This is a genomic window from Curtobacterium sp. ME-Dv--P-122a (assembly GCF_030209645.1).
GTDB classification, from domain to species: domain Bacteria; phylum Actinomycetota; class Actinomycetes; order Actinomycetales; family Microbacteriaceae; genus Curtobacterium; species Curtobacterium flaccumfaciens.
In genome coordinates this window covers 224,216-242,939 of sequence record NZ_JARVRO010000006.1, presented here as the reverse complement: position 1 = coordinate 242,939, position 18,724 = coordinate 224,216, and the positions used below count along the sequence as shown (strand labels likewise).

21 protein-coding genes are annotated in these 18,724 nt (G+C 70.2%); 13 read left to right on the top strand and 8 right to left on the bottom strand.

The features are described from left to right. Window positions 1-19: 19 nt before the first annotated feature. The 8 genes from QRN49_RS05995 (at window position 20) to QRN49_RS05960 (ending at window position 6,661) form a co-directional block, all read left to right on the top strand. Window positions 20-541: a PH domain-containing protein gene (locus tag QRN49_RS05995; protein ID WP_110863569.1), complete on the top strand. Its 522-nt coding sequence runs from the start codon at window positions 20-22 to the stop codon at window positions 539-541. A 9-nt stretch (window positions 542-550) separates the two neighbouring features. Then, window positions 551-2,311: a PH domain-containing protein gene (locus QRN49_RS05990; RefSeq protein WP_284754461.1), complete on the top strand. Its 1,761-nt coding sequence runs from the start codon at window positions 551-553 to the stop codon at window positions 2,309-2,311. Next, window positions 2,308-3,000: a Rossmann-like and DUF2520 domain-containing protein gene (locus QRN49_RS05985; RefSeq protein ID WP_284754459.1), complete on the top strand. Its 693-nt coding sequence runs from the start codon at window positions 2,308-2,310 to the stop codon at window positions 2,998-3,000. The genes QRN49_RS05990 and QRN49_RS05985 overlap by 4 nt, the downstream gene beginning before the upstream one ends. A 71-nt stretch (window positions 3,001-3,071) precedes the next feature. Then, entirely contained in the window at window positions 3,072-4,598 is a 1,527-nt protein-coding gene (lysS, locus tag QRN49_RS05980) for a lysine--tRNA ligase (RefSeq protein ID WP_110863567.1), read from the top strand. A 29-nt stretch (window positions 4,599-4,627) separates the two neighbouring features. Beyond that, entirely contained in the window at window positions 4,628-4,831 is a 204-nt protein-coding gene (locus QRN49_RS05975; RefSeq protein WP_071245264.1) for a hypothetical protein, read from the top strand. 58 nt (window positions 4,832-4,889) lie between these two features. Next, complete coding sequence (locus QRN49_RS05970) at window positions 4,890-5,051, top strand: hypothetical protein (RefSeq protein WP_209049177.1); 162 nt, start codon at window positions 4,890-4,892, stop codon at window positions 5,049-5,051. Window positions 5,052-5,114: 63 nt separating this feature from the next. Then, window positions 5,115-5,249: a hypothetical protein gene (locus QRN49_RS05965; RefSeq protein WP_258320880.1), complete on the top strand. Its 135-nt coding sequence runs from the start codon at window positions 5,115-5,117 to the stop codon at window positions 5,247-5,249. Between the two features lie 353 nt (window positions 5,250-5,602). Next, the gene (locus tag QRN49_RS05960) at window positions 5,603-6,661 is read left to right on the top strand and encodes a sigma-70 family RNA polymerase sigma factor (protein WP_035809350.1); all 1,059 of its coding nucleotides are present in this window, start codon (window positions 5,603-5,605) and stop codon (window positions 6,659-6,661) included. A 191-nt stretch (window positions 6,662-6,852) separates the two neighbouring features. Here QRN49_RS05960 and QRN49_RS05955 read toward each other — a convergent pair whose 3' ends face one another. Next, on the bottom strand, window positions 6,853-7,785 hold the full coding sequence (locus QRN49_RS05955; protein ID WP_284754447.1) for an NAD(+)/NADH kinase: 933 nt from the start codon (window positions 7,783-7,785) through the stop codon (window positions 6,853-6,855). 70 nt (window positions 7,786-7,855) lie between these two features. Here QRN49_RS05955 and QRN49_RS05950 point away from each other — a divergent pair, with 70 nt between their 5' ends. Further along, complete coding sequence (locus tag QRN49_RS05950; protein WP_284754445.1) at window positions 7,856-8,332, top strand: Clp protease N-terminal domain-containing protein; 477 nt, start codon at window positions 7,856-7,858, stop codon at window positions 8,330-8,332. A gap of 224 nt (window positions 8,333-8,556) precedes the next feature. Then, window positions 8,557-11,076, top strand: a complete 2,520-nt coding sequence (locus QRN49_RS05945) for an ATP-dependent Clp protease ATP-binding subunit (protein WP_027467068.1) — start codon at window positions 8,557-8,559, stop codon at window positions 11,074-11,076. 297 nt (window positions 11,077-11,373) lie between these two features. Here QRN49_RS05945 and QRN49_RS05940 read toward each other — a convergent pair whose 3' ends face one another. From QRN49_RS05940 to QRN49_RS05920, 5 genes are all read right to left on the bottom strand, one after another. After that, on the bottom strand, window positions 11,374-12,393 hold the full coding sequence (locus QRN49_RS05940) for an alpha/beta fold hydrolase (RefSeq protein WP_284754442.1): 1,020 nt from the start codon (window positions 12,391-12,393) through the stop codon (window positions 11,374-11,376). Then, the gene (locus QRN49_RS05935) at window positions 12,390-13,340 is read right to left on the bottom strand and encodes a hypothetical protein (protein WP_284754439.1); all 951 of its coding nucleotides are present in this window, start codon (window positions 13,338-13,340) and stop codon (window positions 12,390-12,392) included. The genes QRN49_RS05940 and QRN49_RS05935 overlap by 4 nt, the downstream gene beginning before the upstream one ends. Before the next feature lie 4 nt (window positions 13,341-13,344). After that, entirely contained in the window at window positions 13,345-13,800 is a 456-nt protein-coding gene (locus tag QRN49_RS05930; RefSeq protein WP_284754438.1) for a hypothetical protein, read from the bottom strand. Beyond that, window positions 13,797-14,240, bottom strand: a complete 444-nt coding sequence (locus QRN49_RS05925; RefSeq protein WP_111054751.1) for a hypothetical protein — start codon at window positions 14,238-14,240, stop codon at window positions 13,797-13,799. Before QRN49_RS05925 ends, QRN49_RS05930 begins: the two co-directional genes overlap by 4 nt. A 192-nt stretch (window positions 14,241-14,432) precedes the next feature. Further along, entirely contained in the window at window positions 14,433-14,885 is a 453-nt protein-coding gene (locus tag QRN49_RS05920; RefSeq protein WP_071245255.1) for an SRPBCC family protein, read from the bottom strand. A 106-nt stretch (window positions 14,886-14,991) separates the two neighbouring features. Here QRN49_RS05920 and QRN49_RS05915 point away from each other — a divergent pair, with 106 nt between their 5' ends. Both QRN49_RS05915 and QRN49_RS05910 read left to right on the top strand, forming a co-directional pair. Then, complete coding sequence (locus tag QRN49_RS05915; RefSeq protein ID WP_071245253.1) at window positions 14,992-15,534, top strand: amino-acid N-acetyltransferase; 543 nt, start codon at window positions 14,992-14,994, stop codon at window positions 15,532-15,534. 64 nt (window positions 15,535-15,598) lie between these two features. Beyond that, window positions 15,599-16,291: a hypothetical protein gene (locus QRN49_RS05910; protein WP_111024021.1), complete on the top strand. Its 693-nt coding sequence runs from the start codon at window positions 15,599-15,601 to the stop codon at window positions 16,289-16,291. 193 nt (window positions 16,292-16,484) lie between these two features. Here the strand turns inward: QRN49_RS05910 and cspE are convergent, their stop codons facing one another. After that, window positions 16,485-16,694, bottom strand: coding sequence for a transcription antiterminator/RNA stability regulator CspE (gene cspE, locus QRN49_RS05905; RefSeq protein ID WP_017887662.1), 210 nt, complete (start codon window positions 16,692-16,694; stop codon window positions 16,485-16,487). 280 nt (window positions 16,695-16,974) lie between these two features. Between cspE and QRN49_RS05900 the strand changes: the two genes are divergently transcribed. Beyond that, on the top strand, window positions 16,975-17,358 hold the full coding sequence (locus QRN49_RS05900; protein WP_017887661.1) for an SseB family protein: 384 nt from the start codon (window positions 16,975-16,977) through the stop codon (window positions 17,356-17,358). A gap of 4 nt (window positions 17,359-17,362) precedes the next feature. On the opposite strand, the gene radA is transcribed toward QRN49_RS05900, so the two are convergent. Then, window positions 17,363-18,724 (bottom strand): DNA repair protein RadA, encoded by a 1,362-nt coding sequence (radA, locus tag QRN49_RS05895; RefSeq protein ID WP_284754421.1) that lies wholly within the window; start codon window positions 18,722-18,724, stop codon window positions 17,363-17,365.

Sequence of the window (18,724 nt, the reverse complement as noted above, 5' to 3'; positions counted from 1 at the left end):
CAACCCCAGGAGGCCCGCGATGCCGCGTGAACGACTCGACGAGCCCGGCCTCGGCCTCGGTGGGATCGCCTGGCAGCGGGTGTCCGCGAAGCTCGTGTGGACCGAACTCATCACCACGCTCGTGATCGGTGTCGTGCTCACCGCGGGCTGCGTGCTCATCGGGATCGTCACCGACGGCTTCGGTTCCGGGGCCGGCACGGTCTGGCTGTCCATCGGCATCGTCGTCGCGGTCACCACGGCGATCACCGCCGCGCTCACGCCCCGACGGGTCCGGGCCATCGGCTACGCGCTCCGCGACGACGACCTGGTCGTGCGCCGTGGCCTCATGTGGCAGCGCTTCACGGCGGTCCCGTACGGCCGGATGCAGCTCGTCGACGTCGCCCGGGGCCCGCTCGACCGGGCGCTCGGCATGAGCGAGCTGAAGTTCGTCACCGCCGCGGCCGCGACGAACGTGCGGATCCCGGGTGTCCCTGCCGCGGACGCCGACGAGCTGCGCGACCGCCTCGTCGAGCTCGCCGAGTCCCGTCGCGCCGGTCTGTAGGGGTCGTCCGTGACCTTCCGACCGGGCACCCCGCCACCCGCTCCGCCCGCGCCGCCCAGCCGGGGCAACGCGGCCGCCGCGGCGCCCCTGACCGACGGCGAGTGGCACCGCCTGCACCCGCTCACCCCGCTGCTCAAGGGCGGGATCTTCCTCATCGTCATCCTCGGCTACGTGCTGAACAGCCTGCGGGACCAGCTCGTCGAGTTCTTCATCCCGGGCGAGCAGCAGGAGGACGGTGACCCGGTCCGGTACGTGTACGAGCACGGCGTCGTCGGCTGGGTCCTGCTCGGCATCGTGGTGCTGCTCCTGGTGCTGATCGGCCTGTTCTACCTGTCCTGGCGCATGCACGAGTTCCGCGTCACCGGCGAGATCGTCGAGGTGCGCTCGGGCGTGCTGTTCCGGAACCACCGCAAGGCCCGGCTCGACCGGATCCAGGGCATCAACATCCAGCGGCCGCTCGTGCCCCGGGTGTTCGGCACCGCCAAGCTCGAGATCGCGCAGGCCGGCAACGACGCCAACGTGCAGCTCGCCTACCTCGGGGCCCGCGCCGCCGACGACCTGCGGCAGCGGATCCTGGTGCTGGCGTCCGGCGCGAAGGACGACGACGGCCACGGCGGTCCGTCGCGGCAGTCGCACGGAGCACTGCAGGACCGCGTCGACGAGATGTTCTCGCCGGAGCTGGACCCGGCAGCCGTGCACGCGACCCGCATCGTCAAGGTGCGCCCGGGTCGCCTCATCGCGTCGATGCTGCTGTCCGGCACGACGCTGTTCCTGGTGCTCGTCATCGCCGGCATGATCGTCAGCGTCGTCGTCACCGGTGAGTACGGCCTGCTGTTCGGACTGTTCCCCGCCGTCCTCGGTGCCGGTGGTTACTACGTCCGCAAGTTCTCCCGTTCGCTGCAGTACACGATCGCCGAGACCCGCGACGGCATCCGGATCGGCTTCGGGCTGGTCTCGACGTCGAACGAGACGCTGCCGCCCGGCCGCATCCACGCCGTCAGCGTCGCCCAGCCGCTGCTGTGGCGCCCCTTCGGCTGGTGGGACATCCGCATCAACCGTGCGACGAGCGCCGGCAACGGGGCGTCGAGCAACCAGCAGGTGTCCTCGATCGTGCTGCCCGTGGGCACCACGGCGGACGTCCGCGAGGTCCTCGACATCATCCTGCCCGGGCTCGTCGGCACCGTGGTCGCGGGCCCCGAGGCCTCGCAGGAAGCCCTGCGCGAAGGGGCTGCAGAAGCCGTGGACGTCGTCGACGACAGCCTCACCACCTCGGGCGACCGCGGCGGCTTCGTGCACTCCCCACGCCGTGGCGCCTGGCTCCGTCCGTTCGCGTTCCGGCGCAACGGCTACCGGTTCGTGCAGGGTGCGGTGCTGCTGCGGCTCGGTGCCGTGTGGCGCTCGCTCGTCATCGTGCCGCTGCCCCGGGTGCAGAGCGTCAAGGTCGAGCAGGGCCCGCTCGAGCGTGCCCTGCGGCTCGCAGCCGTCCACGTCCACACCGTGGCCGGCCCGGTCTCGGCCCGCGTCGGCGCGCTCGACGCGCGGGACGCGCAGCGCCTGTGGGCGGAGACGACGCAGCGTGCCGTCGAGGCGGCCGCGGTCGACACGACGCACCGCTGGCGCGAACGGGAGGCCCGTCCCGCGGCCGCCACGCACCCTGCGGCCGGCACCGTGCCCGGGTCCGGAGCCCCTGCCGGGCAGCCGGCGGAACACCGGTCCGGTGCCGTCCCTACCGGCTGGGACGACGTCCCACCGACCGGAGCCGCACGATGAGGGCCGGGCGTCTCGGGGTCGGCATCGTCGGCGCCGGACGGGTCGGACCCGTCCTCGGAGCAGCCCTGGCGAACGCGGAGCACGTCGTCGTCGGGGTGACCGCCGTGTCCGACGAGGGCCGTGACCGCGCCGAGGCGATGCTGCCCGGCGCCCCGGTGCTCGCGACGCCGGACCTGGTGGAGCGGAGCGAACTCGTGCTGCTCGCGGTGCCGGACGACCAGCTCGCCTCGCTCGTGCAGGGTCTGGCGGACGCCGGGATCTGGCAGCCGGGGCAGCTCGTCGTCCACACCAGCCCGGACCACGGCGTCGGCATCCTCGCCCCGGCGATGGCGGCCGGTGCCATCCCGTTGGCGATCCACCCCGCGATGGCCTTCACGGGCACGAGCGTCGACCTGTCCCGGCTGCGCGACGCGTACTGCGCGGTGACCGCCCCGGCGCCCGTGCTGCCGATCGCCCAGGCGCTCGTGGTCGAGATGGGCGCCGAACCGTTCGTCGTCGCCGAGGCGGACCGGCCCGCCTACGCCGATGCGGTGCGGGCGGCCGTGAGCTTCTCGACCGCGATCGTCGACCAGTCGGCGGGCACCCTGTCCGGCATCGGCGTCGAACACCCGGGTCGTGTCCTCGGTGCGCTCGTCCGCTCCGCCGTCGACAACGCGCTCACCGCCGCCGACGGGCAGTCGACGCTCTAGCGGTTCGGGGGCGGGACCGCGGCGCGGGTAGCATTTCCCCCGACCCCCACGACCATCGGAGCCGCACCCGCATGACCGACGAGACCGTCACCCCCGACACCGCGATCGCCGACGCCGCCGCACTGGCCGAGCAGGAGACCAGCGAGCAGCGACAGGTCCGGCTCGACAAGCGGGCGAAGCTGCTGGAGTCGGGCATCGAGGCGTACCCCGCCGAGCTCCCCATCACCACGACGATCCCGGCCGTGCGCGAGCAGTACGCGCACCTGGAGACCGGCGAGGAGACCCAGGACGTCGTGGGCATCGCGGGTCGTGTGGTGTTCTCGCGCAACACCGGCAAGCTCTGCTTCGCGTCGCTGCAGTCCGGCGACGGCTCGCGCATCCAGGCGATGGTCTCCCTGGCCGAGGTGGGGGACGAGTCCCTCGCCCGCTGGAAGGAGTTCGTCGACCTGGGCGACCACGTGTTCGTGCACGGCCGTGTGATCTCCTCGCGCCGCGGCGAGCTGTCGATCATGGTCGACGACTGGGCGATCGCGGCGAAGGCGATCCTGCCGCTGCCGAACCTGCACAACGAACTCAACGAGGAGACGCGGGTCCGCCAGCGCTACCTCGACCTCATCGTCCGCGACGAGGCCCGCGCCACCGTGCGTGCCCGCGCCGCCGTGATGGCCTCGCTCCGCCAGACCTTCACCGCGCACGAGTACCTCGAGGTCGAGACCCCGATGCTGCAGACCCAGCACGGCGGCGCCTCGGCACGACCGTTCGTGACGCACTCGAACGCCTTCGACACCGAGCTGTTCCTGCGCATCGCACCCGAGCTGTTCCTGAAGCGCGCCGTCGTCGGCGGCATCGACCGGGTGTTCGAGATCAACCGCAACTTCCGGAACGAGGGTGCCGACTCGTCGCACTCGCCCGAGTTCGCGATGGTCGAGGCGTACCAGGCGTACGGCAACTACGAGCAGATGGCCGACCTGACGCAGGAGCTCGTGCAGAACGCGACCCGCGCGGTCACCGGTGGTGCGCTCGAGGTCACCCTGCCCGACGGCAGCACCTACGACCTGGGTGGCGAGTGGCCCCGCATCGACATGTACGGCTCGCTGTCCGAGGCCGCGGGGCGCGAGATCAGCCCGGAGACCCCGCTGTCCGAGCTGCAGGCGCTCGCCGAGGCCGAGGGTGTCGAGGTCGCCCACGCCACGCACGGCAAGTACGTCGAGGAGCTCTGGGAGCACTTCGTCATCGACTCGCTCGACCGTCCGACCTTCGTGATGAACTTCCCGGTCGACACCTCGCCGCTCACCCGGCAGCACCGCACCCGTCCGGGCGTCGTCGAGAAGTGGGACCTCTACGTCCGCGGCTTCGAGCTCGGCACGGCGTACTCCGAGCTCGTCGACCCGGTCGTGCAGCGGGAGCGGTTCGTCGAGCAGGCGAAGCTCGCGGCCGGTGGTGACCTCGAGGCGATGCGCGTCGACGAGGACTTCCTGCGGGCCCTGGAGCACGCGATGCCCCCGTCGGGCGGCATGGGCATGGGGATCGACCGCCTGCTCATGGCGATCACGGGCCTGGGCATCCGCGAGACGATCCTGTTCCCGCTGGTCAAGTAGCTCCCGGTCCACCGGGGTACGATGCTCGGGTGCCTGAAGGAGTCGTAAGCGGGATCGTCTTCGCCCTGACGCCGACCATCGTCGTCGGCCTGATCTTCTGGTTCGTGATGCGCGCGATCATGCGTGCCGACCGGACCGAGCGTGCCGCGTACGCAAAGGTCGAGGCCGAGGAACGCGCCCGCTTCGAGCGTGAGCACGGTCGCCCCGCGCCGGCTCCGACGTCGGCCGAGTAGCCGCCCGCGCCCGATCCACTTCACCCCGTGTTCACCGCGCGGTGTGATCCTGTCGCGCATGCCCACCATCCCGGAGTCCGCTCCAGGCGTCGATGACCTCGACGACCTCGACGTGGAGGACGCCTTCGGACACCCGGCGTCCGGGGCGTCCGTCTCGCCCGTCGGCAGCGATGACGGACCCCTCGACGACGAGGGTGACGTCGACGACCTCGACGTCTGAGCGCCGACGGACCGTCACACACCGTTCACCTCGCCGACGCGTGCCGGGGTGAGCATCGTCCGCATGGCAACCACCGCACATCCCTTCACGGGCCGCAGCCTCGTCGGTGACATCGAGAGCGAGTACGACGAGTTCGACCGAGACGCAGACCTCGAGGTCTCCAAGCGCCGGGACGGGTGGCTCGAACCCTCCTGGTGACCCCCACCCATTCGGTATTCGGGGTACGACGACCAGATCGCACTGATCCGGTCGGACGTACCCCTTTTGCATGTCCGGAGTACGCAGTCGCTCGGGGTACAGGGTTGGAAACGCTGGTGAAACACGCCTGCAACGCCGGAAACACGGCGCTGACGGCTTGATCCGGGGCCGGATGGGGGACCAGACTGTCGGTGGGCTGTACCCCGCGGGGGACGCTTTCGATGACGAAGCACGGAGAACCCTGAGAATCGCTCCGAACGATTTGTGGGGTACACCTCCGGGCCGCTTTACTCATCAGCACCCCCCGGCAACGCCCCACGAAGCCATCACCGTCGAACGCAGGGAGAAACACCATGACGATCGCAACGGCTGCACCCAGCACCACCCGCCGCACCGCCACCAAGAAGGCATCGGCATCGAAGACCGCGACCGCCGAGTCCGCCACCACCTCCCTCGACACCGAGGTCGAGGCCGACGAGCAGCTCGCCGGTGTCCGCGGCGCCTCGGTCGACCAGGTCGGCGACTACCTCCGTCACATCGGCCGTCTCTCGCTCCTCACCGCCGAGGAAGAAGCGCAGATCGCACGCCGCATCGAGGTCGGGCTCTTCGCCGAAGAGAAGCTCGCCACCGAGAAGGGTCTCGCGAAGACCCTGCAGCGTGAACTGCGCTGGCTCGTCCGTGACGGTGAGCGCGCCAAGGAGCGCATGATCACCTCGAACCTCCGCCTCGTCGTGAGCATCGCCAAGCGGTACTCGCAGCGTGGCTTGCCCTTCATGGACGTCATCCAGGAAGGCAACCTCGGCCTGGTCCGTGCGGTCGAGAAGTTCGACTTCACGCAGGGCTACAAGTTCTCGACCTACGCCACCTGGTGGATCCGCCAGGCCATCTCGCGTGGTCTCGCCGACAAGGCACGCACGATCCGCATCCCGGTGCACACCGTCGAGCTCATCAACAAGATCTCGCGCACCGAGCGTGACCTGACCGTCGACCTCGGCCGTGCGCCGATGCCGGAGGAAGTGGCCGCCGAGCTGAGCATGAGCGTCGAGGAACTCGTCGACCTCAAGGGCCGCTCGCACGAGCCGGTCTCGATCCACACCGTGGTCGGCGACTCCGACGACAGCGAACTCGGTGACTTCATCGAGGACGAGGACGCCGCGAGCCCGAACGAGCTCACCGAGACGACGCTGCTGCACCGCGACATCCGCTCCATCGTCGCCGAGCTGCCCAGCGACGAGGCGAACGTCATCCGCATGCGCTACGGCCTGGACGACGACAAGCCGATGACCCTCGACGAGATCTCGAAGATCGTGCACACGACCCGCCAGGCCGTCAGCCGGGTGGAGTCGCGCGCCAAGCTGCGTCTGTTCGCCAAGGCGGTCTCGCAGGACATGCAGCTGTACCTGACCGACTAGGTCAGTGGACTTCGGCCGGCACGTTCACCCGTACCGGCGCGGGGAAACCGGGTCGTTCTGTGGGAAGACGATCCGGTGGGGTGATGGGACGGCCCGCTCGAGCACTGCTCGAGCGGGCCATTCACGTTCCCGGGGTCAGGGCCAGGCCAGGCCAGGCCGGACCCGCGGCCACGGCCAGTGCCGACGCGGCGTCAGTCGTCGATCTCGCGCCGGAGCTTCTGCCGCAGGTCACTCGGGATGAGCTCGACCAGCTGGTCGGGCCGCACCGGCAGGTCGAGCAGGCTGAGCTTCACGCGTCCGGTGCGCCCGTGCCGCTCGGCGTCGAGCCGCACCACGCTGCCGGCGTCCTTGCGGAGCCGCATGTCGATCTGCGCCCCGGTGGCCACCTCGCCGACCACGAGCCCGTCGACCTCGAGCGCGGCGCTCCTGGTGCCCTCGGCGATGTCGAACCGGTAGCGCTCCCGCGCGGCGAGCACCACCGAGCGGTCGATCCCGGCCATCGGCGCGACCGGCGTCACCACGGAGCCGGACAGCGCGGGGGAGAGCACCGGTCCACCGGCGGCGTAGTTGTACGCGGTGGAGCCGGCCGGGGTGGCGGCCACGATGGCGTCGGCCCGGTAGTACCCGTACCCGAGGCCCCCGACGCTGAGGTCGGCCGACACCTGCCCGGAGCCCGGCCGTCGCACGATCGTCAGGTCGTTGAACGCCAGGTAGTCGGTGCGGGCACCACCCCAGGACAACCGGGCCTCGAGCGCGTGGTGCGGTTCGAGCTGGTACTCGCCGGCGGACAGCCGCTCCAGAGCACTCTCGAGCTCGGGCGGCTCGATCTCGACCAGGAACCCGACGTTGCCGTAGTTCACGCCGAGGACGGGCACCGGGCGCTTCGCCACGAGCCGCATCGCGCCGAGCATGGTGCCGTCGCCACCGAGGGCCACGACCAGGTCGACACGGTCGGTGAAGTCGTCGTCGTCCACCACGTCGACGCCGCCGCCGATGCGCTGGGCATCCGCACGCCGGGCGAGCAGCTCGCCCTGGCCGGACGCGTTCCAGCGCTGCAGGGTCGACACGGACTCCTGCACGTTCTTGGTCGGGTGGACGACGAGGCCGACGACGGGCTGCTCCATGAGCGGATCGTACCGAGCGGACCTCCGATGCGGGCTGTCCCTTCGGAGAGGCATGCGATATTCTGAATACATGCAGACCGCTCAACTCTCCGTCGCCCTCCCCTCCGTCCGGCACGGCCGCGAGATCGTGCTGCTCGCCGACCTCGAATCCCACGAGTCCGGCTTCGGCTTCGTCGACGCCGAACACCTGCTGCTGGCCGCCGTCACGCTCTGCGCCGGCATGCCCCGCTTCCGCCCCGTCCTCGACGCCCACCGGATCTCCCCGGACACCGTCCGCTCCGGCATCCGCGCCTTCGTCGGCGCCCACACCACCTGCCCCGGCGAACACGACCGGGTCGCGTGCACGCCCGGCGCGATGCGCGTGCTCGCCCGCGCCGCGACGATCGCCGGCCGTTCGGAGCGCATCCGGCCACCGCACGTCGTCCTCGCCGTGCTCGACTCGGTCGACGATCCGCTCGCCGGATCGGCGCACGACGTCCTCGACGCCCTGGGCGTCGACGCGCGCCGCTTCCGACGTGACCTGCGTCGCGCGGTGCGGCGCGCCTGACCCAGCGCGACCGACAAGCGGACTGGAGGCCCGTGGCGGGATCGCCACGGCCCTCCAGTCCGTCTCGTCGTTCGCTCACTGCGCACAAGACGCACCCTGGTCACGCCCACGGCGAACAGGGGCAGCCCCCGGGGGGAGCGCTGGTTACTCTCGAAGTACTTGGCCGGACTCACACGAGACCGGCACAGCGTCGGCTCCGCTCATCAGGGGCCAAGGGAGAGCACATGTTCGAGAGATTCACCGACCGGGCCCGTCGTGTTGTCGTCCTCGCTCAAGAAGAAGCGAAGATGCTCAACCACAACTACATCGGCACCGAGCACATCCTCCTCGGCCTCATCCACGAGGGCGAGGGCGTCGCCGCCAAGGCGCTGGAGTCGCTGGGCATCTCGCTCGACGCCGTGCGCGAGCAGGTCCAGGACATCATCGGGCAGGGCCAGCAGCAGCCGACCGGGCACATCCCGTTCACGCCGCGCGCCAAGAAGGTGCTCGAGCTGTCCCTGCGCGAGGCGCTGCAGCTCGGCCACAACTACATCGGCACGGAGCACATCCTGCTCGGCCTGATCCGCGAGGGCGAGGGTGTCGCAGCCCAGGTCCTCGTGAAGCTCGGCGCCGACCTGAACCGGGTGCGCCAGCAGGTCATCCAGCTCCTGTCCGGCTACCAGGGCAAGGAAGCGGTCGCCGTCGGCGGCGAGCAGCAGCAGAACGCGCAGCAGGGTTCGCAGGTCCTCGACCAGTTCGGTCGGAACCTCACCCAGGCTGCGCGCGACGGCAAGCTCGACCCCGTCATCGGGCGCGAGAAGGAGATGGAGCGGGTCATGCAGATCCTCTCCCGCCGCTCCAAGAACAACCCCGTCCTGATCGGTGAGCCCGGCGTCGGCAAGACCGCCGTCGTCGAGGGCCTCGCCCAGGCGATCGTCAAGGGCGACGTGCCCGAGACGCTGAAGGACAAGCAGCTCTACTCGCTCGACCTCGGGTCGCTCATCGCCGGGTCCCGCTACCGCGGTGACTTCGAGGAGCGCCTGAAGAAGGTCACGAAGGAGATCCGCACCCGCGGCGACATCATCGTCTTCATCGACGAGATCCACACGCTCGTCGGTGCCGGTGCAGCCGAGGGCGCGATCGATGCGGCCTCGATCCTGAAGCCGCTCCTCGCCCGCGGTGAGCTCCAGACCATCGGTGCGACCACGCTCGACGAGTACCGCAAGCACTTCGAGAAGGACGCCGCACTCGAGCGTCGCTTCCAGCCGGTGCAGGTCAACGAGCCGTCGCTGCCCCACGCGATCAACATCCTCAAGGGTCTGCGCGATAAGTACGAGGCGTTCCACAAGGTGTCCATCACCGACGGCGCGATCGTCGCCGCGGCGAACCTTGCGGACCGCTACGTGCAGGACCGCTTCCTGCCGGACAAGGCCATCGACCTGATCGACGAGGCCGGCGCTCGCCTGCGTCTGTCGATCCTGTCGGCACCGCCGGAGCTCCGTGAGTTCGACGAGAAGATCTCGACGGTCCGCGGGTCGAAGGAAGCCGCCATCGAGGAGCAGGACTTCGAGAAGGCCGCGAGCCTGCGCGACGAGGAGAAGAAGCTCCTCGGCGAGCGTCTCCGCCTCGAGAAGCAGTGGCGTGCGGGTGACGTCGCCGCGTCCGGCACCGTCGACGAGGGCATCATCGCCGAGGTCCTGGCCCAGGCCACGGGCATCCCGGTGTTCAAGCTCACCGAAGAGGAGACCTCGCGTCTCGTCTTCATGGAGAAGGCACTGCACGAGCGCGTCATCGGTCAGGAAGAGGCCATCTCGGCCCTGTCCAAGACCATCCGCCGTACCCGTGCCGGCCTGAAGGACCCGAACCGTCCCTCCGGCTCGTTCATCTTCGCCGGCCCCACGGGCGTCGGGAAGACCGAGCTCGCCAAGGCCCTCGCCGAGTTCCTGTTCGACGACGAGGGTGCGCTGATCTCCCTCGACATGTCGGAGTTCGGTGAGAAGCACACCGTGTCCCGCCTGTTCGGCGCCCCTCCCGGGTTCGTCGGGTTCGAGGAGGGCGGCCAGCTCACCGAGAAGGTGCGCCGCAAGCCGTTCTCCGTGGTCCTGTTCGACGAGATCGAGAAGGCCCACCCGGACATCTTCAACTCGCTGCTGCAGGTGCTCGAGGAAGGCCGTCTCACCGACGGTCAGGGCCGCGTGGTCGACTTCAAGAACACCGTCATCATCATGACCACGAACCTCGGTTCGCAGGGCATCGCCGGTGGCCCGGTGGGCTTCCAGGTCGAGGGTGACTCGGCCGTCGGCTACGACCGCATGCGCGGCAAGGTCAACGAGGAGCTCAAGAAGCACTTCAAGCCCGAGTTCCTGAACCGTGTCGACGACACGATCGTGTTCCCGCAGCTGTCGCAGCCCGAGCTGCTGCAGATCGTGGACCTGTTCGTGAAGCGTCTGGCCGACCGCCTGCTCGACCGCGACATGACCGTCGAGCTCACGCTGCCGGCCAAGGAGCAGCTCATCAAGGTCGGGTTCGACCCGTCCCTCGGTGCACGGCCCCTGCGTCGCGCGATGCAGCACGAGGTCGAGGACCAGCTGTCCGAGCACATCCTGCAGGGTGAGCTCAACGCCGGCGACCACGTGAAGGTCGACTTCGTCGACGGTGCGTTCCACTTCGAGACCGGGCGTCAGCCGGGCCGCGAAGAGGTCCTCGCCGGTGCAGCCGCGGTCGAGGCCGCGACCGACACGCCCCAGGGCGAGATCGAGTCCTAGGACCTGACACCCCACGGACAGGAGGCTCGGTGCCAGCTGGCACCGGGCCTCCTGTCCGTTCTCGGGTCGCATTCAGATCCCGCATCGCCGAACTGCGCGTCCTTGCGGCCACGGACCCCCGTCCGGGGGTACTGTGATGACAACGCGCGAGACGTTCCCCCCAACTCCTCGCGCGTCGCGCTCGATCGGTTCCCCCCAACGGATCGAGACGCAGCCGGCCCCGGTCTGTTCGCAGACCGGGGCCGTTGCACGTTCGGGGACGGTGTCGGTCGTCCGTGCGGGCGGGCGCCCGCCGTGTCAGGCGGCGTCGGGCAGCTGTGCGGCGAAGTCGCGGACGGCGCGCTCCCAGCGCTCCGGGTCCTCGTTCCACTCGAGCGTGTGCGGTGCCGTGCGGAACGTGACCGTGGTGGCGCCCTGCCGCGCGGCGTCGGCGACGTCGTCGGCCGCGACCAGGGCGTCGGCCTCGGAGTGGATCAGCAGCGTCGGCGTCGACGAGTCCTGCCAGGTGGTCGTCGTGACGGGAGTCGGGGCCCCGGCGAGCCGCGACAGCACGTTCGTGGTCGCGATGCGGGCGGCGACGGTGCCGACGAACGAGGGCAGGTGCGCGCCCCGGACGGCCCCGCGGAGTGCCGAGGCGACGTCGAGCAGGGGCGAGACCGCCACGAGGCCGTCGACGTCGACACGTGCGGCGGCGACGGAGCAGGCGAGCGCACCGGCGGACCAGCCCTGCAGCACGACGCGCTGAGCGCCGCTGGCCCGGGCGGCGCGGACGGCGGCGACGATGCGGTCCGCTGCACCGGTGTCGAGGGAGCGGAGCGGCAGGTCGGTGGTGTCGACGACCTCGGACGAGGCGCCGAGTGAACGCCACACTCCGACACCGCGCAGGACCTGGCGCGGGCCGAGGGACTGCCCGTGCACGTGGACCACGTGGGTCGTGGCGCCCTCGGGCTCGGTGCCGGGCACGTCGTCCGGTCCGTCGTACCGCAGGGCGTCCCAGGCCCACTGACCGGTCGCCACAGGGACGGTGACGCTGCGGCGGACGGTGTCGCCGTCGCTGCGGGCCCCGGTCGCCGTGCTCGCGGTGGTGATCGTGCCGACCTGCACCCGGGTGCCGTCACGCTGCAGGTCGTAGGTGCCCGGCAGGCGGGTGTCGCGGGTTGCGGTCAGCTCGACCTCGGTGTCCGTGGCGCTGCGGACCGTGGCGGTCGCCGTGTACGGCGTCGGGAACAGCAGCCGCCGTGCGACGAAGGCGCCGAGTCCGAGCGTGCCGACCGCTCCTGCCGCGGTGCCGAGTGCCGTGATGCGTGCGCCGGTCATGTGATCTCCCTGAGTCGTGCCGTGGTGAGCGTCGCAGCGGCCGGCACTGCTTGCCCGGCCTCGCGCGCGCGGTCTTCGATCTCGACGGACAGTCGGTGCTGCCGACTCCGCCACTGGCGACGCTGCCACACGATCGTGAAGTAGAGCCCGGTGTTGCCCGATGCCGTCTCGAGCCGCCGGAGTTCCGGTTCGAGCACGCGGAACCGGCGTCGGGCGGCCCGCCAGTCGCGGAACTCCCGTGCGGCGTCGGGCAGGACGCCGCCGGCCGCGCCGATGGCGAGCAGGACCATGGAGCCGAGGAACACCGGCGTGTAGAGCGTCGACAGGACCCCGACCGCACCGTCCGCGCCGGCGACGTGCACGGCGTCGAGGGCGATCGCGATGCCGGCGAGCAGCACGAGGCCGGCGGCACCGACGACGAAGAGCCAGTACAGGCGGCCGAGCCCGTCGCCGCTCCGGAACCCGCGCAGCACGGCGACGGCCGACCGGGCGATCACGATGGCGATGTAGGTCATCTCGACCGCCGAGTAGAGCGCGGTCGGCAGCTGGTCGCCGTAGGCCACCATGAACTGCGCCGTGGGCGTCGGTGCGTCGATGCAGCTGAACAGCACGACGAGGGCGACGAGCACGAGCACGCAGCCGATGATGCGGCTGGCGCGCAGGAGCTTGGCGGAGCGTGCGGCGGCCTCGACCGACTGCGCGAGGGCGAACATGCCGCACACCATCAGGCAGCGGCCGATCAGGTCGGCGATGTTCGGCACGTGCGTCACACCGGCGAGGAACGTCGTGACGTCGGGCTGGTTGATCGTGAGCCCGACGGCGACGCAGCTGCAGCAGACCATCAGCCACGTGACACTGGCCGACTGGGTGCGCACCAGGAGCAGCCGGGCGACCAGCACCGCCAGGATCAGCCAGACCGGGATCGACCCCCAGACGTGCAGCGTCACCGCGTCACCGGAAGATCCCGGGCTGGCCCTCGGGGTCGAGCAGCCCGATCCGCAGCGCGAGCTGGTCGGCGACGAGCTCGACGGCCTGTTCGTGCGGGGTGTCCAGCGAGCGGGTGAACGCCGTCCGGCCGCTGAGCAGCCCCGTGTACGCCTGGTGGTCGCAGCCGGTGTCGTCCATGAACACGTGGGCGAGTTCGTGCAGCACGCACGCCACCCGGGAGCGCTCGGACAGCCCGGGGCGGGTCTCGAGCAGGGCGTGGTCGGTGCGCTGGATGAGCCGCGCGGACAGGTCGCCCGGCAGCTCCGTGGTGCGCACGTGGATCGGTTTGCCGAGCGCCGCCTCGGCACGGGCGGTCAGCTCCGGCAGGGACAGCCGACGGGGGAGCCCGAGGCGCTGCACGCGGCGACGGGCCTCGGTCTGCCGACGCAGGGCGCCGAAGCGGTCGCGGTACCCGCTCACGGGGTGCCGCCCGATTCGTCCAGGCGACGCAGGTGGTCGGTGAAGTCGCGGATCTCGTCCGCCGAGGCGAACTCGCCCAGACGCCGGGTGGCGAACGCGACGACCTCGCGCTTGCGGAGTTCGAGCACGAGCTCCAGCTGCGCCTGCACCCGCTCCGGCACGTCCGTGTTGCCGGCTGCGTCAGTCAGGTACTCCGCCGGGACGCCGAAGTAGGTCGCCAGGGCAGCCAGGAGTCGCTGGTCTCGGACGGCCGGACCGTTGCCGCCGAGCATGTAACCCCAGCGCGGTCGACTCATCGACGCACCCTGCGTCTCGATCTCGGCGGCGATCTCCTTGTACGGGGGTCGCTGGCCCGAGTTGGCCTCGACGACGTCCATCAGGAGCTGCAGTTTGCGCGACAGTTCCCGACGGTGTGCGTCGTCGTCGTTGTACTCGATCACGTGTCCCCACTCTCACATCTGTCTCAGACATGATAAAACTGATCCAGCGCGTCGGCCGGTGTCACCACTCTGCCAGGCTCGCGCTCGCTCGTCAGGTCGGCATTTCGATGGGGGGATGCCGAACGGGGGACGAACGAACGGGAGGCGCGGTGCCAGCTGGCACCGCGCCTCCCGTCCGTCGTGTGGTGCGGACTACGCCTGCACGTCGCCGCGCCAGCCCGGCTGGGTCGGTGCGTTCTCGACGCGCTCCTTGTAGTTCTGCAGGTCCTTCTTGACGGCGTGGCCGCCGACGCCCACGACCGAGCCGAGCTTCTCGAGGATGCCGGAGGGCTCCCAGTCGATCTGCACGGTGACACGGGTCTCGGCGTCGGAGAGCTTGTGGAAGGTGACGACCCCGGCGTGGTCGGTCTCGCCGTCCTTCACGGTCCAGGCGACACGCTCGTCGGGGTGCTGCTCCGTGATGAGGGCCCGGAACTCGCGCTCCTGGCCGGCGATCTTCACGGTCCAGTCTGTGGTCTTGTCGTCCACCTGGACGATCTTCTCGACCTCGTCGAGGAAGTGCGGGAACTCCTCGAAACGGGTCCACTGGTCGTAGGCCTGGCGGACGGGGACGTTGACGTCGACGGTTTCGATGATCTGAGGCATGCACCGGACGGTAGGCCGATCGACCTGGGCGGCACTCAGCAGCGCTGTCCCCCTGCGGCTTCGGCGGATGCGGGTCCGTCCGTCGCTGCGCAGTAGTGTGGGGCGGATGACAGAGCACGGCAAGCACGCGTTCCACGAGCGCGACGACCACGGGATCCTCGTGCGTCCGGCGCTCGCCTCGGACGTCCCGCACATCCAGCGGCTCATCGCCCCCTACGTCGACCGGCGCATCCTGCTCGGCAAGGAGAACGTCGCCCTGTACGGCTCGATCCAGCAGTTCCGGATCGCCGAGGGGCCCGACGGCACGCCCATCGGGTGCGGCGCGCTCGCGGTGTTCTGGGACGACATCGCCGAGGTGCGCACGCTCGCCCTCGACGAGCAGTGGATCCACAAGCGCGTCGGGCACCGGATGCTCGAAGCGCTCGAGCACGACGCCCGCGAACTCGGCGTCGCCCGGATCTTCTGCCTGACCTTCGAGGTCGACTTCTTCGCGAAGCACGGGTACCTGGAGATCGGCGAGAGCGTCGTGTCACCGGACGTCTACGCCGAACTGGTCCGCTCGTCGGACGAAGGGGTCGCCGAGTTCCTCGACCTCGCCCGGGTCAAGCCGAACACCCTCGGCAACACCCGCATGCTGAAGAACCTCTGACGCTTTCTCGTGCCGCCCGGCGGGGTGGCCGTGTGCGGCCCGCGCCGTTGTCTACCCTGTGCGCATGTCGTCGTTGCGTCACCCCGTCGGGCCCGAGAAGCCGGTCGTCTACTGGCGCCGCCGGGCGCTCGTGCTCGGGGCGCTGCTGGTCGTCGTCCTGGTCGTGGTGCTCATCGTCGTCGGGCGAGGGAGCGGAGCCACGTCGGCGGCGCCGAGTGCGTCGGCCTCTGCTGGGTCTGGTGCCGATGCATCGTCTGCCGGTTCTGGGTCCGGTTCCGGGTCCTCGCGGTCTGCTGCGCCGAAGCCGTCGGCTTCCGCGTCGGCTTCTGCGTCGAAGCCCGCAGCTGCCGACGGTTCGACCTGCACGAAGGACCAGATCGTCCTGACCCCGGTGCTCGACAAGTCGGCCTACGGCCCCACCGAGGACCCGAAGATCGCGATGTCGATCAAGAACTCCGGCACGAACTCCTGCCACCTGGACCTCGGATCGGCGCAGCAGGTGCTGACCATCAGTTCGGGCCAGGAGCAGTACTGGTCGTCGAAGGACTGCCAGACCGGCGGCACGAACCAGGACGTCACGATCAAGTCGGGTCAGACGCTCACGACCCCGGCGATCGCCTGGGACCGGACCCGCTCGTCCACGTCGACGTGCGACTCGTCACGGCCGGCGGTCACCGCGGGAGGCGCGAGCTACCACCTGCAGGTCGCCGTCGGGAACCTCGAGTCGAAGAGCTCGGTGCAGTTCATCCTGCAGTAGGCGGCGGCGGCGGCGGCGGGTTCGCGGTTCGCGGTTCGCGGTTCCGATCCGTTCCGCACAACCGAAGTGCATTCGCGCCAGGTGCGCGCGTGGTTCGGCGTGACTTTGGTTGTGCGAGATGCCGAGCAGGGCGCCGGAAACAGCAACAGGCCCCGTCGTCCGAAGACGACGGGGCCTGTTCAAGCTGATGTGATCAGCCGAGGACGGTGATGTTCTCCGCCTGCGGGCCCTTGCGGCCCTCGGTGATGTCGAACTCCACCTTCTGGTTCTCCTCGAGCGACTTGTAGCCGTTGCCAGCAATCGCAGAGAAGTGCGCGAAGACGTCAGCGCTGCCGTCGTCCGGGGCGATGAAGCCGAAGCCCTTTTCGTTGTTGAACCACTTGACGGTACCGGTAGATGCCATGATGGCGTTTCCTTAGCTTTCTTGCTTCCGCCAAGGTGCAGATGCACCGACGGAGACCCCGACGTACGTCGACGGGGGTGATGCGCCACGCGGGCAGGTGCCGGCGGGACGGGTTCGGGGCCAGGCCTGTCGGCCAGTGACCCTGGGGCCCGGGTTGAGGGGCAAACCACCTCGCCCGGACGTTGAGCGCCGCCGAAGCGGTTCCATCAGGCTAGCGTGCTCTGGGCCGACTGGCTACCCGTGCGTCACGGAACGACGAAAATCTGGTGGAATTGAGCTGATGGCAGACAAGGAACAGCGCTTCCGGAGCGAACAGCTCGAGGAAGCCCTCGCGAAGCAGGACGTCGCTGCGGTGGCGTTCGCGCTCCGCCACGACATCGTGATCGTCCCCCGACTCGTCACCGGCAAGAAGGACATGCAGGTGCGGGTGTTCGGCCGTGAGGGGTCGGACAAGCGCATCCTGCTGCTGTTCTCGTCGGCGGACGCCTACACGGCGATGGTGCCGGACGAGAAGATCCGGCAGGTCATGGTCTACGACGGGCCGCGACTCGAGGAGTTCCTGGCCGCCCACCTCGACATGCTCGAGGGCGTGTTCTTCGACATCGCCGGCCCGCACACCATGCAGGCCGCGCCGGCGGACCTGCTGGCCGCTTTGCGCGCGTAGCGCCTCAGAACGCGCGGTCGAGCTCGCGTTCGCGCGGCGACTGCGTCATAGAGAACGCCACACGCAGGGCCTCGCGCAGGTGCCCGGAGTCCGAGCCGAGCACGGTCGTGAATCCGAGGCGCGTGGCCTCGTTCACACGCTGCTTCGTGCCCGTGGCCGGACGGATCTCGCCGGCGAGGCTGATCTCGCCGACGGCCGCGAGCGTGTGCGGGTACGGACGATCTCGTGCGGCGCTCGCGAGGGCCAGTGCGATCGCCAGGTCGGCGCCGGGCTCCGTGAGCTTCATGCCGCCCACCGTGGACACGTAGACGTCGGCGTCGGACAGCTTGAGGCCGGCGCGGCGTTCGAGCACCGCGAGCAGCATCGCCACTCGCGAGGCATCGACACCGTTCACGACCCGGCGGGGCTGCGGCGCCGAGCTCGGGACGATGAGGGCCTGCACCTCGACCGGCAGCGCGCGGCGCCCCTCGAGTGCGACGGTGACGCAGGTGCCGGACACCGGCGTGGCGTTCTTCGACATGAAGAGGCCGCTCGGGTCGGGGACCTCGTGGATGCCGTCGCCGCCCATGTCGAAGCACCCGACCTCGTCGGTGGGGCCGAAGCGGTTCTTGAGCGCCCGGACGAAGCGCAGCGCGGTCTGCCGGTCCCCCTCGAAGTGACAGACGACGTCGACCAGGTGCTCCAGGAGCCGCGGGCCGGCGATCGTGCCGTCCTTCGTGACGTGGCCGACGATGAGGACGGGCAGGGCGCGGTCCTTCGCGATGCGGATCAGGGTCGAGGCGACCTCGCGCACCTGGGACGTGCCACCCGCGATGCCGTCGATCGAGCTCGACGAGATGGTCTGCACGGAGTCGGCGATGAGCAGGTCGGGCTGGACCTGGTCGATCTGGCCGATGATGACGCCGAGGTCGACCTCGCTCGCCAGGTACAGGTCGTCGTGCATGGCGCCGGTGCGTTCGGCACGGAGTCGGACCTGGTCGACGGACTCTTCGGCGCTGACGTAGAGGACGCGCTTGCCCGAAGCTGCGGCTCGGGAGGCGACCTCGAGTAGCAGGGTCGACTTGCCGACGCCGGGCTCACCGCTGAGCAGGACCGCCGCGCCCGGCACCACGCCGCCGCCGAGGACGCGGTCGAACTCGCCGATGCCGGTCTGCCAGCGCTGCACGGAGGTGCCGCGGGCTTCGGTGATCGGTCGCGCGGCCCGAGCGCCGGTGACGGCGACCGCCGACGTGCCGCGGGTGCTCACCGACGCCGCAGAGCTGTCTTCGACGGTGCCCCAGGTCTGGCACTCACCGCACCGGCCGACCCACTTGATGCTGGTCCAGCCGCACTCGGAGCAACGGTAGAGGGACTGCGGGCGCGCCAT

Excerpts from the sequence above, each read along its gene's own strand:
- QRN49_RS05960 (WP_035809350.1), top strand. The coding sequence starts at position 5,603 with ATGACGATCGCAACGGCTGCACCCAGCACCACCCGCCGCACCGCCACC.
- QRN49_RS05965 (WP_258320880.1), top strand. The coding sequence starts at position 5,115 with ATGGCAACCACCGCACATCCCTTCACGGGCCGCAGCCTCGTCGGTGAC.
- radA (WP_284754421.1), bottom strand. The coding sequence starts at position 18,724 with ATGGCGCGCCCGCAGTCCCTCTACCGTTGCTCCGAGTGCGGCTGGACC.
- QRN49_RS05920 (WP_071245255.1), bottom strand. The coding sequence starts at position 14,885 with ATGCCTCAGATCATCGAAACCGTCGACGTCAACGTCCCCGTCCGCCAG.
- QRN49_RS05900 (WP_017887661.1), top strand. The coding sequence starts at position 16,975 with ATGGCAGACAAGGAACAGCGCTTCCGGAGCGAACAGCTCGAGGAAGCC.
- QRN49_RS05985 (WP_284754459.1), top strand. The coding sequence starts at position 2,308 with ATGAGGGCCGGGCGTCTCGGGGTCGGCATCGTCGGCGCCGGACGGGTC.
- QRN49_RS05940 (WP_284754442.1), bottom strand. The coding sequence starts at position 12,393 with ATGACCGGCGCACGCATCACGGCACTCGGCACCGCGGCAGGAGCGGTC.
- QRN49_RS05915 (WP_071245253.1), top strand. The coding sequence starts at position 14,992 with ATGACAGAGCACGGCAAGCACGCGTTCCACGAGCGCGACGACCACGGG.
- QRN49_RS05945 (WP_027467068.1), top strand. The coding sequence starts at position 8,557 with ATGTTCGAGAGATTCACCGACCGGGCCCGTCGTGTTGTCGTCCTCGCT.
- cspE (WP_017887662.1), bottom strand. The coding sequence starts at position 16,694 with ATGGCATCTACCGGTACCGTCAAGTGGTTCAACAACGAAAAGGGCTTC.
- QRN49_RS05970 (WP_209049177.1), top strand. The coding sequence starts at position 4,890 with ATGCCCACCATCCCGGAGTCCGCTCCAGGCGTCGATGACCTCGACGAC.
- QRN49_RS05950 (WP_284754445.1), top strand. The coding sequence starts at position 7,856 with ATGCAGACCGCTCAACTCTCCGTCGCCCTCCCCTCCGTCCGGCACGGC.
- QRN49_RS05955 (WP_284754447.1), bottom strand. The coding sequence starts at position 7,785 with ATGGAGCAGCCCGTCGTCGGCCTCGTCGTCCACCCGACCAAGAACGTG.
- QRN49_RS05910 (WP_111024021.1), top strand. The coding sequence starts at position 15,599 with ATGTCGTCGTTGCGTCACCCCGTCGGGCCCGAGAAGCCGGTCGTCTAC.
- lysS (WP_110863567.1), top strand. The coding sequence starts at position 3,072 with ATGACCGACGAGACCGTCACCCCCGACACCGCGATCGCCGACGCCGCC.
- QRN49_RS05995 (WP_110863569.1), top strand. The coding sequence starts at position 20 with ATGCCGCGTGAACGACTCGACGAGCCCGGCCTCGGCCTCGGTGGGATC.